This window comes from Olleya sp. NP1-10 (genome assembly GCF_055804415.1).
On sequence record NZ_CM147840.1, the window covers coordinates 2,314,451 to 2,328,372 of the forward strand.

Genomic DNA, 13,922 nt, shown 5'->3' on the forward strand with positions numbered 1-13,922 from the left:
GGCAAATCGTTTTTATTTTTTTATTCAGTTTGTTTCAATTCCGATATTTTTAAACAACTCTTTAGTTTTTTTAATATCAGTTTCGTTTTTCATTTCCATCAAATCTCTTAATTTTCCGTTTTTCAATTTCAGACTGAACCTTTTTCTGCCAAAAATTTGCTTTTCGTTAAGTGAACTGATTTCAGACAAATTAAGTTTTTCAGATGCAGTTTTTTTCCAAATTTGATAAATCAAACCTATTACTGATGCAATTCCAATAATTACCCATATAAATCCAAACCATTCCATTTGTTTTTTCTCAAGCACAAAAACAGGGAAAAGAATTGAATTTATTATATTCAAAATCGCCATAATATTTATCATCCAATACTGGGTTTTCAAACTGTCTTTTATTTCTATCGTTTTTTTGGATTCGTTATATTTAATATTCATTATGTTGTTTTTTCAAATGTTTGCCAACGGTTTTGTATATGGTTTGTTGCGTGTTTTAAGCACTAAAGTTAGCAAATAAATCACAGATAGAAAGTCCGCGAGGGCTTTCGTAAGTAGGCTTTAACTAGCAATGAATTATACACATCTGTAATTATTATCATAACTTAGTCCTGATTTGGCTATTACAAAAGCCTGTTTTAAAAGGGTATTACAAACGGCTATTAATGCTAATTTTTTACTCTTCCCTTTGGCTACTAATCGATCGTATATTGCTTTGCAAGCATGGTTATATTTACAGGCATTAAAACTGCACATAAATAATAAATTTCGGAGCTTTTAATTTCCTATTTTACTAATTCTTGGACGTCCTTTTATACGACTCCCACTTTTACGGATTGTTGGTATTTAACTAGCGTAACTACATAATATACTTTCCAAAAATAAGTAGCCTAAAATTAAACAATTAATTACGGTCACTTATAATAACACAAAATAATCACTAGCTAAAAAAATACGTAGTTTTACGTATTGTACTTGCAAACGCATTATTGTAATTTAGCTTTTAATAATACAGCTATAATAAAATGAAACTTATTTGATATAAGTTACTAAAAGTTGTCATAAAGGGAAATATAATCCCAAAAACAACTATATTAGTTGTTATATAACCAGTTGTGGTTAATTTAAGAAAATGACGATAGAACAATTAAAATCGAACATAAAATGGTGGGAATCCAAAAGATGGATTTATAATGTTGCTGTTGGACTTTTCGGAATTTTTGGAATTTACGATGGGCTTTCAAGAGGAGAATACTCTTGGACAATAGACGACACAATTGGAATTATTATTTGGGGAATTGGAGCAAATATTTTTTATTCATTAGGAATTTTATTGGAATTATTTGACTGGTATTACCTGAAAAACAAAGTCGGAATTAAAAGATTCCGAATGGTATTTTTCATAATCGGAATTTTATTCAGTTGCTTATGGACTTTATGGTGTAGTTGGCTTTATTTTGCAAAACCACATTTATGGTAAAACAAATCAAGAAGTCTTAAATGAACGAAATCTATTTATCTAAAATAAATGAAGAACAAAATCGAGAGGTCATTGTCGAAGGAGATAACCATTCTGTTTGGGCTTATGTCTTGAAACATTCGGAGGAAAGTATCGGAATTGAATTTGACGGATTTATATGTTCTCGTGGAACTCTTGTTGAGTCAAGTAAAGAAATAAAAGACTATATCAATAATGCTATTTCTGCGCCATTAATGAAAAGGTATTCGAATGAATTCTCTATCCAACGAGAAATTGAAAATAAGGACATAGAAATTGATTGGAACGGAAACGAAATAAGTATAAAACTAAACGGAATTGATTTTCTGATTATGGATTTAAAAAACCGAAAATCTTACTCAAAATCAACATCTGAAAATGGTCCTTATGGAATTCCTATAACTGAAAAAACTAACCACAACAATGTGTATAATTCATTGCTAGTTAGAGCCTACTTACGAAAGTCCTCGCGGACTTTCTATCTGTGTTTTATTTGCTAACTTTAGTGCTTAAACACGCAACGAAATCATACACAAACACGTTGGCACCAATTTGACCAAAATCACCTGAACTTGAAATTCCACAATGAAAAGAGATATAAATCGAGTAGTTTTTTATTCTAAACAAGATTTATCAGGTGATAGAAATCTACAAAATGCTGAACCTATAATTGACAGCTTCGATTCTAAAAAACTCTATGATATAAATGATATTTTAGAACTATATCAAATTAAACTTTACTTTGATAATGAACTCTATCGTAATGATTGGAGTATTGAAATAAAAACAAATTATATTGAGACTGTCGATTCGTTTTGGAACGTAATCACTTCATTTTTCATTAAAATTAATAACGAAAACTTTTCGGTTTATTTTGATTCAATAGATTATCAGTATTATGATTCGTTTTGGACCCTAATAAGCCAATTAAGTATTTACAAAAAAATATCAGCGGAAACAATAACTCAAATTTTACAAAATAGCAGGTTTTATATAAGACAGTTTTTAAAGCAAAAGAATATAGTCAATCATTATTCTAAAATAATTAAAGATTACCTTATTGAATCGACAGAATCAGCAGAGTTATTACTTTCCCAATTTGAAGAAGACCATATTTTATCTGAAAAACCAAAACTATTTTTTCCAACCTCATTAAATGATAACGATAAAGAGTCTATAATATTAAGCTATTTGGATTCGCCAAATGCCAATTTAAACTATGTTAGATTAGTTGTTAAATCAAGAACTTTAAAAATATCCGACAAAACCAAATTAAAGGCTAAAAGATTAGAGAAGAAGCAAAACGATGAGATTTTTGAAAAAGGAACAGGTTCTACTAACGTTGTGCAGGTTTCTATTTCAAAAGACCAAGAAGAACCTTATAAATTAGAAAATCAGAATGGACAATTTACGCATTGCTATTCTGAAAAGTGGTTGAACGCTACAAAATCAAATGAAAATGTTTTTGGTAATTTCTCGTTCTTATTTAACTATATCAATGCACAAGGTTGTATTGAATTAGTAAATAAAAATCACGAGATAGACTCATTTGAGAGAACTTTTATGCGTTCTAAAAACGAATACTTAATTAGTTTTAAGTTTCACGGTAAAAGTTTACTATCTCATTTACAATTAGCAATCTACTTACGTTATTTACAAGAGAACAATATAATTCTTGAGCAAGTTTTATCCCATCAAGTAAATGAAGTATTAAATGAAAGGTTCGAAATTAAAGGCTTAACAATTTCATTCGCTTCAGAAAATGCTTCACCATTAGAAAAAATTAGATTTATTGCTCCTGAATTAGAATTTCTAATTAAACAATATCAATGCTATGTAGAAGAGGATTTTATTGACTTTGACCTTTTAAGAATAAGCACTTCCCAATTACATTTAAGTAAAGTAAAAAGTAAACTAAAAAAGAAATATATTTATGGTGTAGGCAATGAATATTTGAGAATAAAATACTGTTTCTTTTCGAATCAATCTATGCTTTATTACATAGAACCATACAAAGAAAAATATCGTACATTCTATCAGTTAATAATCAGCGAAAACATAAGTTATAACGACTTTCAAGATTATCAAAAAAGAGAGATTGACTATTTAATTTCAAATGAATATTTATCAACCGATAAAGATGGTTTTTTAAGAATTAAGAATCAGGAGTTAATTTTTGTAATTGGAAAATTGCATTATGAAGATGCTCTAAATTTTTGGCATTATTCCGAGCGAATAAGAAACGAGATTTTAGAAATGGAAAATAACGGAATGATAAAGTTTGAAAACACTTTATTCACTAAAGAAGAAAGAAGATATTTGAATTATTATCTAAATCAAAAAGAGTTTTCTAACGGATTGGATTTAAGAAACAAATATTTACACGGAACTAACAGCAGTTCAGTCGATAGCCAACAAAACGATTATCTGATGTTATTAAAACTATTAATACTAGTTGTCTATAAGATTAAAGACGATTTGAATTTATATAAAACGGAACAAAAAACTGGTGCCAACACCGTATAAAATTAATTGCTGGTACAAGCCTACTTACGAAAATCCTCGCGGATTTTCTATTCGGTTTGTATTTGCTAAATTAGTTGCTTAAACCACGTAACAAACCATATACAAACACGTTACCACACATATGAGAAATACATTACTAATATTGATATTATTGACTTCGACTAATATTTTCGCTCAAGAAAAAAAGGAAATATTTAAGCCTGAATTGGAGAAATATATACTTCAATGTGAAAATATTGGAAGAATATTAATAGACAAAAAAGAATCAACTGATTTGACAAATTGGTACGAAGGAACTGATAATGAAAAAGCAATTTCGGAAATTAAACAACTTGAATCTGACATTGATAATTCTGAATTGAAAGCAACTTATTATCTGACAATGATGAATGAGAATCCTTTGATTTATAGCTATCATTTCTACAATAAAGAAACTAAAACTGAATTTGGACAATTGTTTATCCGATTTAAGGACAGAGAAAACAATTTAGTTGATGACATAAAAGTTGTGAGTAAAAAACAAATGGAGGAAATAAGCGCTGAATCCGATAAAGAATCTGGAACTTTGAATATTCCGCCACCACCAGCACCACCAACTGAAAAAAAGAAAAACGGAAAATAAAATACGTGTGGTAACAACGTGTATAATTAATTGCTTTGGCAAGTGCTTATTTGGAAAATTCCTTCGGAATTTTCACGCGTTCGTTTTTGTTTACTAAATTAGTTGCTTAACCACGCAACTAACCATACACAACAACGTTGGCAACAATTTGCAAAAACCAGCATAATTGAATTGAATACTCTAATAAAACTAACCTATATCATTCTTTAATTCATAAAAAACAATGTATAACGGAATAAAAGCAATTCTCTTTTTTATATTATTTTTTCTATGTATTGGCTCAATTGGACTTACAATTCTTGATTTAGTAAATAATAGATATTTTAAAGAATTTGAGAATATTAAGAGCTTAAACAACAAAGAAAAATATATGATTGTTGACTCTCTTCTTCTAAAAGAAACTTTTGACAGAAATGAAGCAACAGCCGATTTAATTAGATTTGATATTAGAGGTGTATTAATGAGTGATAATTCTACTTTAACATTAAAAGTAGGTTTTTCAAAATACATTGACTTTAACCTTAAATATCAACCATTGTATAAAAGTAAATTAACAGGCTATTATTTTTTAAAAGGTGCACCAAAGGAATATTATGAAGGAAAATATCGAGGTATGTATGCTCTTATTGTTCTTAAAATTATTTTTTATTTTATACTACCATTCTTAATCTATAAATTAATTAAATATATTAGGAACAGAAAGTATAGGATATGAAAAAAATGAAAATGAATAATAAATACTGTAGCCAACAAAGTACTGTGGTAAAAAACAAGTAAAAACTCATTATTTTTTTAATACAGCACTTCTATAATTATCATAACTTAGTCCTGATTTGGCTATTACAAAAGCCTGTTTTAAAAGGGTATTACAAACCGCTATTAATGCTATTTTTACGCTTCCCTTTGGCTAATAATCTATCGTATATTGCTTTGCAAGCACTGTTATATTTACAAGCAATAAAACTGCACATAAATAATAAATTTCGGAGCTTTTAATTTCCTGTTTTACTAATTCTTGGACGTCCGTTTACACGACTTCCACTTTGACGGATTGTTGGTATTTAACTAGCGTAACTACATAATATACTTTCCAAAAATAAGTAGCCTAAAATTAAACAATTAATTACGGTCTCTTATAATAACACAAAATAATCACTAGCTAAAAAATACGTAGTTATACGTATTGTACTTGCAAACGCATTATTGTAATTTAGCTTTTAATTATACAGCTATAATAAAATGAAACTTATTTGATATAAGTTACTAAAAGTTGTCATAAAGGGAAATATAATCCCAAAAACAACTATATTAGTTGTCATATAACCAGTTAGCTGCAATACCCAAAAAAACCGGAAAACAACAAAATGAAAAGAGTCCTAACAACTACTGAAAGATTAATCAAAGAGTTAAACGCAAAAGGAGGAATTTCATCAATAATATTAAATCACTTAAAAATTGCTGATTTCTCAATGAAAGAAAGTGCTTTAGTTTTATTAAAATTCGGTTGGTATATTCCAGGAGATTTTGAACTAAAAAAAATAGCTGAATTAACAGAATTAGTAAATTCCAAAAAAGTTAAAAAGGCAGATAAAATTTTGACTGATTTTTTTTATGAAAAAATTGATAATATTGAAGAAAACTTAATCACTAAACATTCAGAAAGAAGTGAAATTATAAAAGAAGCTTTTAAATCTCACAAAATGAAAATGTACTATTCTTCAACAATTCTTTTTCTATCTCAAGCAGATGGAATTACAGAATCAAAAATGTTTATAAGAAGAAAGAATTTTGACAAAAATATAGACCTCACAAAAAATCCTGATTTTATAAATGTTTTGGGAGAAGAAAGTCCTTTAAATGTTGATACTCGAAAAGATGAAAATCCTGATTTTTTTAGCGATTTGAATCGACACGGAGTTATGCACGGTTTATCTAATAATTATGGTACTGAAAAAAATAGTTTAAGAGCGTTATCATTATTATGTTTTGTTAGTGATTATTACAATCGATATGAATAGATTAAAGTACAGCAGCTAACAACGTATAAAAATAATGCGTAGTTTAGTGCTTAATCAAAGGTTAGTGCAATTTTGTTACGTCTGATTTTCCTTCGGAAAATCCTCGCACACAAAACCGCACTATTCTTATACAACAACGTTGTACCTCATTTAACAAGCCAATTACCAAAGAGAATATGATTAACACATTAGAATACCAAATATCCCTAAATAGAGAACTTGATACAGTTAAAAATAGAGTGCGGAATCTAATAGGAAATGCAAATTGGGGAGAAGATGGAAGGTATAAGGAAGAGAAACTTAAAACAATTCTAAGAAACAAATTACCACAAAATTTATCTGTTGGAACTGGCTTCATCTTGAATCAAATTTCCCATAATGAAAATGTAGTATCTAAACAGATTGATATTTTAGTTTATGAAAATAATCAAGCACCTATTTTTTCAGAAGGAGATTTTGTTATCGTCACTCAAAGTTGTGTGAAAGCAATTATTGAAGTTAAATCCAAAGTTTTATCCAATCGGACTCATAAAAATGGGCTTTATAAAGTTGTTGAGAATTTCAACTCAATTGTAAGGTTCCCATCAGTTGCAAGAATAGATAATAACAGAATTTTTAGAGGACTTATTTCATTTGATTATCAAGGAGGAATAAATTCAACAGTAATAGATGAATCTATTAGACTGTCAGGTGGAATTATTAATCACTTTTCATTAGGTGGGAATATTTTCATTAGACATTGGGTTGATGGAGAAGGTTTACAACCACCTATTAATGCCGATTGTGATTCAAATTTCTATAATGTTTATGAATTAGAAGACTTATCCCATTCTTACTTCATTTCCAACCTAATTCATATGGTAACTTCTGCGGACTTATCAGACAGATATTTTATGGATTTTCCAATTGAAGGTAGTAAAGAAACTAAAAGGAATAGAACAGTATGTATGTAAAAAAACGAGGTACAACAAAGTACTGTGGTAAAAAACAAGTAAAAACTCATTAATTTTTTAATAAAGTACTTCTGTAATTATTATCATAACTTAGTCCTGATTTTGCTATTGCAAAAGCCTGTTTTAATAGTTTGTTACAAACCGCTATTAATGCTAATTTTTTACTCTTCCCTTTGGCTACTAATCGATCGTATATTGCTTTGCAAGCATGGTTATATTTACAAGCATTAAAACTGCACATAAATAATAAATTTCGAAGCTTTTGATTCCCTATTTTACTAATTCGCGGACGTCCTTTTACACTACTTCCACTTTGACGGATCACTGGTGTTAAACCTGCGTAACTACACAATTCACTTCCGCTTGTAAAACGATCAAATCCATCGGTTAAAACCACTAGCATTAATGATGTTTTGGGACCAATTCCTGGAATACTTTTTAAGCGTGTTAAAACATCTTGATGCACTTCTTTTACTAAAACTAACAATTTATCTTCTATCATTTTTAGCTCTTTCTGAACTTGTTTTAAACTGCGTTTTAAAGAGCTAACTACTACTTTACTTGGATTGCCTAAAACAGCTTCGCCATGTAGTTTATTTTTTAACATTGTGCTTTGTTTTGTATACACACCAAGGAGTCTGGTCATTTGAAGACATTCTAATTGATGCTTTGAGTTGCCTTTCCAAAGCTTTAATTTTACATGTTTGGCATATTCACAAATCAACTTTGAGTCACTTTTATCTGTCTTTATTTTAGACAACTTCATTTGTATAAATCGTTTTACGGCTAAGGGATTTTCTACCGAAACTTTAATCCCTTCTTCTTGTAAAAAATAAGCTAATTGGTAATGATAATAACCCGTAGCTTCCATTACACAATGACTATTAAAATCTAACAGTTTTGTAAACTTTTTAAAGCCCGAAATACTGTTTTTAAATTGGTAATAATTACCATCAGAATCTGTTACATCAAAAACTAAATGACTGATGTCAAGTCCAAAATATTTTATATCTTTATTCATAAGAAAATGTTTTTTGAAAGGACAAGCTACGCGAGTTTCAACGACTTAAAATCGAGGTCTAAAAGCCTCATAGAACTGTACGAAATCTGTGTAGAAACCGAAGCATGAGGTTCGTGAATACTATTAAAAACAAATAAGAAAAAGGAACAAAAAGAGAGGGGATTTTCAATGTTGACGAGATCATAGTCTCTGCGTATATATTAACCTTATTCCTCTCTTTTGTACTTTCTGTTTATGTTTCTAATTTAATGAATTACAAACTTAAGCCGTATATAATTTATTGCTGGCTTCTCGCCTACTTACGAAAGTCCTCGCGGACTTTCTTTGTCCGTAATTATTTACTAAATTAGTTACTTAAACCACGCAACAAACCATATACAACAACGTTAGCACCAATAAAAAACAGAATGGGAATATTTGACTTTATATTTGGAAAGACAATTAAAATAGAAGACGAGTTCTTTGGGAAAATGATATTTTCAGAATTCAAGAAAAATCCTGAAAAGAATTACTTTGAATGTGGAAGACATTTCAAACCGACTAACGAAATTATAGAAATCGGAATTGAGGGAAATGTGAGTGGACCGACTGAATTACAGAAAGAATTCTTTCGCAAAATTGAATCTGAATTTGAACAAATAATCTCTTCTATAAAACCAATGATTGAATCTGAATTTCGGAATTGGAAAGAGGACTTTAAAATAGTTGACTTTAAAAAGGAATTTAAATCTGTTTATTTATACTTACCTCGCTGTGAAAACGAATCGAAAACTTGGGAAATAGCATTTGAAAGTGAACACGATTTAAACCATACGTTTACTTTAACAATGAAAGATTTTAATGCGACTGAAATATTAATAGACGGATAAAATACTGGTGCTAACACCGTGTATAATTCATTGCTAGTTATAGCCTACTTACGAAAGTCCTCGCGGACTTTCTATCTGTGATTTATTTGCTAAATTAGTTGCTGAAACACGCAACGAAATCATACACAAACACGTTACCTGCAATTTGAGAAATAAGAAACTTTTGATATTAGATTTAGATGGAGTACTAATAACAAATCCATCGTGGAAAGCTGACCGAATTCACTCGGATGGATATTCTGAATTTAACGAATCTTGTGTTGAGAATTTAAATCAACTTCTAACTCTTGCGGAATTTGAGATTTGGTTAAGTTCAACAAGGAGAACTGTAAAAACTTTAACTGAATTCAATCTGATTTTTAAAAATCGTGGAATAAAAAAAGACATCGTCGGATTTTTACCTGAATACTCAAATTGTAAAAACAGAAAAGAAGAAATATTAAAATTTATTGCGGAATTTAAACCTTCAGATTTCCTAATTATCGATGATGACAAAACTCTGAACGGACTAGAAAATAATATAAAAGACAACTTAATCTTGACCGAATTGACTAAAGGATTTAATTCGGACAAACTAAAAGAAGCTTCTGGAAAAATAAGCGAATTAATCGGGATTGAGAAATACAAGGTTTACGCAAAATACAGCGGACAATACGATGTAATGGCTGATTTCAGGACAGGTACAAAAAGTGATTTAAAAAAAATATCAGAACGTGAATGGAGTGTTATTGAGGAAATTGAAGATAGTTTATGTGTCTTGAACACGGGGAAATATTCAAAAACAATACAAGCCGAAATGCAAGCAAAAATTGACAAACTAAAACCTATGATTACGAATGAAATATGGGATTTGATTAAAAATAATGAAAAGCCAATTTTAGAGAAAAAGAAATCTTGGTTGAATAGAATATTAAAAAAACTGTAGGTAACAAAGTACTGTATTAAAAAATTAATGAGTTTTTACTTGTTTTTACCACAGTACTTTGTTGTGTGTAGTGCCTATTACAAGCTTTTATGCGTTAATTTTTATATTACATAATAGATTTTTAGTTTTACTACAAATTACAAATGAAAATATGTCATTTTGTTGTGGTTAAATGTGGTAATTCTTTATTATTATGACAAATTTACATATAATAATATGTGTTAATTGTGATAAAACATAGTAAATTGATTTTGGCATTTAATTTGTTTAGAGGTTATTGAAGTCGTAAAGATTTCAAATTTGAAATAATGTTTAATTTAAATTTTTTAATTATGAGCAATTTATTAACTGTTCCTAAAAATAGAAGTTTAGCGAACAGCAATTCAAATCAAAACTTCCCAACTTTGTCAAATTGGTTAGATGACATCTTTAATAGAGATCTACCATCAGTATTCACTTCAAATTTTAATACTGGAATTACTTTACCTAAAGTAAATATTAAAGAAACTGCCGATGCTTTTATGGTTGAAATGGCAGTTCCAGGTCTAAAGAAATCAGATTTCCAAATTGACCTTGATAATCAAGTATTATCTATTTCTACGGAAACAAAGGAAGAAAGTGAACATAAGGAAGAAAATTATACTCGTAGAGAGTTTGGTTACTCCTCGTTTAAAAGAACCTTTAATTTACCAGAAAGTGTAAACGATGAAAAGATTAATGCAAATTATGATAATGGTATTTTAAATATTCTTTTACCAAAAAAAGAAGAGGCTAAACAAAAGCCTGCTAGAAGCATCAAGATTTCATAATTGTTACACTAAATTTTAGAGTAAAATATTAAGAAGGATGCTGAATTTTTTAGCATCCTCTTAATAATAAGTTTAATTCTTTAAAATTTTATTGTTATGCCAAGAAAGTTTAAATCTGGGGAATGGGTAAAAGTTAAAGGAAAACTTACCTCTCCGAAAATGCAAGTTATTAAATATGTTCCAAAAAAGGATTTAATATTCGGTTTGGTTGATAATGACAGTTATTTGGAATGTGTTTGGTATAAAAATGGTGAACGAAAATCAGAAGTGTTCCACCAAAATAGATTGATTAAAATGATAGAAGCTGGTGGTTTGTTAAAAACATTTATAACAAACCCAAAATTAAGTTTAATTCAAAAACTAAAGTGATGAAAAAGTATATTTTATTGTTGATGGTTGGTTTGTTAAGCGTTAGTTGTAAAGGACAAGAAAATGAAACCAACAAAGTTGAAAAAGAAGACAATAAGGCTAATATAATTGAAGCGCCTAAAGGTACTTGGAAAGTTGATAAAGAATTTGATGAAAGCGGACATTTGATTAGGTACGATAGTATTTATTCTTGGTCTTCCAATGATAAGTTTGAGACTCTTTCATTGTCAGATAAAGATAGCTTAATGCAATCTTTTAAATCACGTTTTTTTAAACTATTCAGCGTTTGAAAATCAAGGGTTTGAAGATGTTTTTTCTCAAGATTCCCTTTTTAGTAAACATTTTTTTAATGATGATTTTTTTGAAAGTAATTTTGGGAATGACTTTATGGATATTGATAAATTAAGACAACAAATGATTGCTAGACAAAAAGCATTTTTAGAAAAATATCAGTCAGAATTTATTAAAGACGAAGACGAAAACTAAATTGTTTTCGTCTTTTTTTTCTAGGTTCGGGTTTCAAATAAAAGCGTAAAAAAATAGCTTTAATTGCGGTTTTTAATACCTTATTAAAACAGGCTTTTGCAATAGCAAAATCAGGACTAAGTTATGATAATAATTACAGAAGTACTTTATTAAAAAATTAATGAGTTTTTACTTGTTTTTTACCACAGTACTTTGTTGTAAAACGTTTTTTATTCTTTCAGTTTGTTCAGACATTGCTTTAAATCGCTAATCCATTCTTCTTTTATTCCGCTATCTTTTTTAGCAGATTTTAAATTACTTTCTAAATATGGAATAAAATCTTTGTCTTTAAGCGTTTTGATAGCATCAAATAACAAAGTTCCATATTCGCCTTCTTTCAGTTCCTCTATTATTTGTTCCTTAACACCAATTTCATTTCGGTTTGCTAATCCAACGATAGCCTCAAGTTTCGTTTCTTGATGTTTGTCTTTGGTTCTTTTCCACAATGCTTTTAAAATTCGGTCATTATTTTTTTCGCTTAAAGTTCCGATTCCAAATGTCGCCCAGTTCCGAATTGATGAATATTTATCTTCCGAAAGCTCAATTAAAGTTTCGATAGCTTTTAGGTTTTCAACTGTCGATAGGGCAGAAACTAAACTGTAACGAATATCTTTATTTTTAGAATTTTTAAATTCAGTCAGTTTTAAAATTTGCTTTTCCGTAAGATTTTCATTGTTATGACTTATCCCAAAAAATAGTGAAAAAAGAACATCGTCATTTTGTTCATTTTCCAGTAAATCAAAGTACAATTCTACAGTTTTCTGTTGTCCAATTCTTGGGTCAAAACCTAATTGAGCCAAAACGTCTATTCCGATAATTTTGTTTTTATCATTTTCAGACTTGGCAAGTTTATAAGCTTGGTCATAAATTTCTTCAGTTGCTCTTTTTCTCAATTCCGAAATATTATTCCAATAGGTTTTCTGCGATTTGTTATTCACTAATCGGTCAAAAATCTTTTCACTATTCCAATTTTCTCTTGCCATTTTAAATCAGCAGAATGTTTGTCTTAAATGTTTTACAACGGTCTCGTATAACCGTCAGTTACGGGTTTTAAGTTACTGTTTTTCGGTTAAGCACTGACGTTAGCAATTCCGAGTGGAACCGGACGTAGTCGAATCCGCCGTAATTGCGGTTATACATTGTTGTATGTAGTGCTTTATTTTCCATCATACAATTCAGTCACTTTTTGTAAATCAGTCGAATCGTTTATTTCATAAAAATAATTCAATTGCCATTTTTGAGTGCGTTCAGCTTGTTTGTTTTTCGCAACATCCCATTTCGGATAAACTCGGAAACCTCTTTTCCCTTCTTTCTTTTCCGTTGACATAATTCCTTTTTTAATCAGAACAGATTTAGGAAACACAAACTGTCCAAATTCATTTTCAGTTCTCACGTTCACGGTATAAAAGTCAATTCGGTCGTTTTCGTTAAATGGCTCAATCGGTCCATTTCCATTTCGTTTCCAAAATGTAACAAATTGTCCGACTTTTTTCGGCGTTATTTTGGCATTTCTACTTAAAATATTCAGTCCGTTGAGTTGAAATCGACAAGCGCTATATTCTTTGCTTTCAGTTTCAGTTTTGAAGTCCGAAATATTAAGAGAGCATTTGTCATAAATCTCCGTTTTTATTTGGTTAAGATTTTTGTCCATCTGCTCAATTTTATTCATTTTTTTCAATTCTCATTGTCGCGTTTCGGGCATTACATACAACGTGTTTGTATATGGTTTGTGGCGTGTAAATTAGTGATTATTTTTCGGATTATGTACAAGCCAGATTTTTAAATTTTACTATTTA

Annotated in this window: 16 protein-coding genes and 3 pseudogenes; 13 read left to right on the forward strand and 6 right to left on the reverse strand. The window is 29.3% G+C overall.

Annotation, left to right across the window (positions count from 1 at the left end; all coding sequences use genetic code 11):
• Positions 1-24 precede the first annotated feature (24 nt).
• Together AC0L4B_RS10890 and AC0L4B_RS10895 are read right to left on the reverse strand one after the other, a co-directional pair.
• Positions 25-432: a hypothetical protein gene (locus AC0L4B_RS10890; RefSeq protein ID WP_473436926.1), complete on the reverse strand. Its 408-nt coding sequence runs from the start codon at positions 430-432 to the stop codon at positions 25-27.
• A 135-nt stretch (positions 433-567) separates the two neighbouring features.
• Positions 568-864, reverse strand: a pseudogene (locus AC0L4B_RS10895) (transposase); the annotation flags it as partial.
• Positions 865-1,123: 259 nt separating this feature from the next.
• Here AC0L4B_RS10895 and AC0L4B_RS10900 point away from each other — a divergent pair.
• From AC0L4B_RS10900 to AC0L4B_RS10920, 5 genes are all read left to right on the forward strand, one after another.
• Complete coding sequence (locus tag AC0L4B_RS10900; RefSeq protein ID WP_473436927.1) at positions 1,124-1,471, forward strand: hypothetical protein; 348 nt, start codon at positions 1,124-1,126, stop codon at positions 1,469-1,471.
• A gap of 110 nt (positions 1,472-1,581) precedes the next feature.
• Complete coding sequence (locus AC0L4B_RS10905) at positions 1,582-1,989, forward strand: hypothetical protein (RefSeq protein WP_473436928.1); 408 nt, start codon at positions 1,582-1,584, stop codon at positions 1,987-1,989.
• Between the two features lie 85 nt (positions 1,990-2,074).
• Positions 2,075-4,015: a hypothetical protein gene (locus AC0L4B_RS10910; RefSeq protein ID WP_473436929.1), complete on the forward strand. Its 1,941-nt coding sequence runs from the start codon at positions 2,075-2,077 to the stop codon at positions 4,013-4,015.
• A 121-nt stretch (positions 4,016-4,136) separates the two neighbouring features.
• Positions 4,137-4,637 (forward strand): hypothetical protein, encoded by a 501-nt coding sequence (locus tag AC0L4B_RS10915; protein WP_473436930.1) that lies wholly within the window; start codon positions 4,137-4,139, stop codon positions 4,635-4,637.
• Between the two features lie 223 nt (positions 4,638-4,860).
• Positions 4,861-5,352 (forward strand): hypothetical protein, encoded by a 492-nt coding sequence (locus AC0L4B_RS10920; RefSeq protein WP_473436931.1) that lies wholly within the window; start codon positions 4,861-4,863, stop codon positions 5,350-5,352.
• Between the two features lie 69 nt (positions 5,353-5,421).
• On the opposite strand, the pseudogene AC0L4B_RS10925 reads toward AC0L4B_RS10920, so the two are convergent.
• A pseudogene (locus AC0L4B_RS10925) lies at positions 5,422-5,725 on the reverse strand (transposase); the annotation flags it as partial.
• A gap of 276 nt (positions 5,726-6,001) precedes the next feature.
• Between AC0L4B_RS10925 and AC0L4B_RS10930 the strand changes: the two are divergent.
• Both AC0L4B_RS10930 and AC0L4B_RS10935 read left to right on the forward strand, forming a co-directional pair.
• Positions 6,002-6,655, forward strand: a complete 654-nt coding sequence (locus AC0L4B_RS10930; RefSeq protein ID WP_473436932.1) for a hypothetical protein — start codon at positions 6,002-6,004, stop codon at positions 6,653-6,655.
• Between the two features lie 176 nt (positions 6,656-6,831).
• Positions 6,832-7,608, forward strand: a complete 777-nt coding sequence (locus AC0L4B_RS10935) for a DUF6602 domain-containing protein (protein ID WP_473436933.1) — start codon at positions 6,832-6,834, stop codon at positions 7,606-7,608.
• Positions 7,609-7,657: 49 nt separating this feature from the next.
• On the opposite strand, the gene AC0L4B_RS10940 is transcribed toward AC0L4B_RS10935, so the two are convergent.
• On the reverse strand, positions 7,658-8,629 hold the full coding sequence (locus tag AC0L4B_RS10940) for an IS110 family RNA-guided transposase (RefSeq protein ID WP_473436601.1): 972 nt from the start codon (positions 8,627-8,629) through the stop codon (positions 7,658-7,660).
• 407 nt (positions 8,630-9,036) lie between these two features.
• On the opposite strand from AC0L4B_RS10940, the gene AC0L4B_RS10945 reads away from it, so the two are divergent.
• The 6 genes and pseudogenes from AC0L4B_RS10945 to AC0L4B_RS10970 form a co-directional block, all read left to right on the forward strand.
• Entirely contained in the window at positions 9,037-9,498 is a 462-nt protein-coding gene (locus AC0L4B_RS10945) for a hypothetical protein (RefSeq protein ID WP_473436934.1), read from the forward strand.
• Positions 9,499-9,661: 163 nt separating this feature from the next.
• Positions 9,662-10,423, forward strand: coding sequence for an HAD domain-containing protein (locus AC0L4B_RS10950; RefSeq protein WP_473436935.1), 762 nt, complete (start codon positions 9,662-9,664; stop codon positions 10,421-10,423).
• Between the two features lie 332 nt (positions 10,424-10,755).
• The gene (locus AC0L4B_RS10955; RefSeq protein WP_473436936.1) at positions 10,756-11,232 is read left to right on the forward strand and encodes an Hsp20/alpha crystallin family protein; all 477 of its coding nucleotides are present in this window, start codon (positions 10,756-10,758) and stop codon (positions 11,230-11,232) included.
• Positions 11,233-11,328: 96 nt separating this feature from the next.
• Positions 11,329-11,601, forward strand: coding sequence for a YodC family protein (locus AC0L4B_RS10960; RefSeq protein WP_473436937.1), 273 nt, complete (start codon positions 11,329-11,331; stop codon positions 11,599-11,601).
• A complete protein-coding gene (locus tag AC0L4B_RS10965) occupies positions 11,601-11,891 on the forward strand; it encodes a hypothetical protein (RefSeq protein ID WP_473436938.1) in 291 nt (96 codons plus the stop codon). Before AC0L4B_RS10960 ends, AC0L4B_RS10965 begins: the two co-directional genes overlap by 1 nt.
• Before the next feature lie 237 nt (positions 11,892-12,128).
• A pseudogene (locus AC0L4B_RS10970) lies at positions 12,129-12,248 on the forward strand (IS110 family transposase); the annotation flags it as partial.
• Between the two features lie 48 nt (positions 12,249-12,296).
• Here AC0L4B_RS10970 and AC0L4B_RS10975 read toward each other — a convergent pair.
• Complete coding sequence (locus AC0L4B_RS10975) at positions 12,297-13,109, reverse strand: hypothetical protein (RefSeq protein WP_473436939.1); 813 nt, start codon at positions 13,107-13,109, stop codon at positions 12,297-12,299.
• A gap of 173 nt (positions 13,110-13,282) precedes the next feature.
• Positions 13,283-13,795, reverse strand: a complete 513-nt coding sequence (locus AC0L4B_RS10980) for a MepB family protein (RefSeq protein ID WP_473436940.1) — start codon at positions 13,793-13,795, stop codon at positions 13,283-13,285.
• Between the last annotated feature and the right edge of the window lie 127 nt (positions 13,796-13,922).

Coding starts and splice junctions, on each gene's coding strand:
- AC0L4B_RS10930 (WP_473436932.1), top strand. CDS start 6,002: ATGAAAAGAGTCCTAACAACTACTGAAAGATTAATCAAAGAGTTAAAC.
- AC0L4B_RS10900 (WP_473436927.1), top strand. CDS start 1,124: ATGACGATAGAACAATTAAAATCGAACATAAAATGGTGGGAATCCAAA.
- AC0L4B_RS10935 (WP_473436933.1), top strand. CDS start 6,832: ATGATTAACACATTAGAATACCAAATATCCCTAAATAGAGAACTTGAT.
- AC0L4B_RS10915 (WP_473436930.1), top strand. CDS start 4,137: ATGAGAAATACATTACTAATATTGATATTATTGACTTCGACTAATATT.
- AC0L4B_RS10975 (WP_473436939.1), bottom strand. CDS start 13,109: ATGGCAAGAGAAAATTGGAATAGTGAAAAGATTTTTGACCGATTAGTG.
- AC0L4B_RS10920 (WP_473436931.1), top strand. CDS start 4,861: ATGTATAACGGAATAAAAGCAATTCTCTTTTTTATATTATTTTTTCTA.
- AC0L4B_RS10960 (WP_473436937.1), top strand. CDS start 11,329: ATGCCAAGAAAGTTTAAATCTGGGGAATGGGTAAAAGTTAAAGGAAAA.
- AC0L4B_RS10965 (WP_473436938.1), top strand. CDS start 11,601: ATGAAAAAGTATATTTTATTGTTGATGGTTGGTTTGTTAAGCGTTAGT.
- AC0L4B_RS10945 (WP_473436934.1), top strand. CDS start 9,037: ATGGGAATATTTGACTTTATATTTGGAAAGACAATTAAAATAGAAGAC.
- AC0L4B_RS10890 (WP_473436926.1), bottom strand. CDS start 432: ATGAATATTAAATATAACGAATCCAAAAAAACGATAGAAATAAAAGAC.
- AC0L4B_RS10940 (WP_473436601.1), bottom strand. CDS start 8,629: ATGAATAAAGATATAAAATATTTTGGACTTGACATCAGTCATTTAGTT.
- AC0L4B_RS10955 (WP_473436936.1), top strand. CDS start 10,756: ATGAGCAATTTATTAACTGTTCCTAAAAATAGAAGTTTAGCGAACAGC.
- AC0L4B_RS10980 (WP_473436940.1), bottom strand. CDS start 13,795: ATGAATAAAATTGAGCAGATGGACAAAAATCTTAACCAAATAAAAACG.
- AC0L4B_RS10910 (WP_473436929.1), top strand. CDS start 2,075: ATGAAAAGAGATATAAATCGAGTAGTTTTTTATTCTAAACAAGATTTA.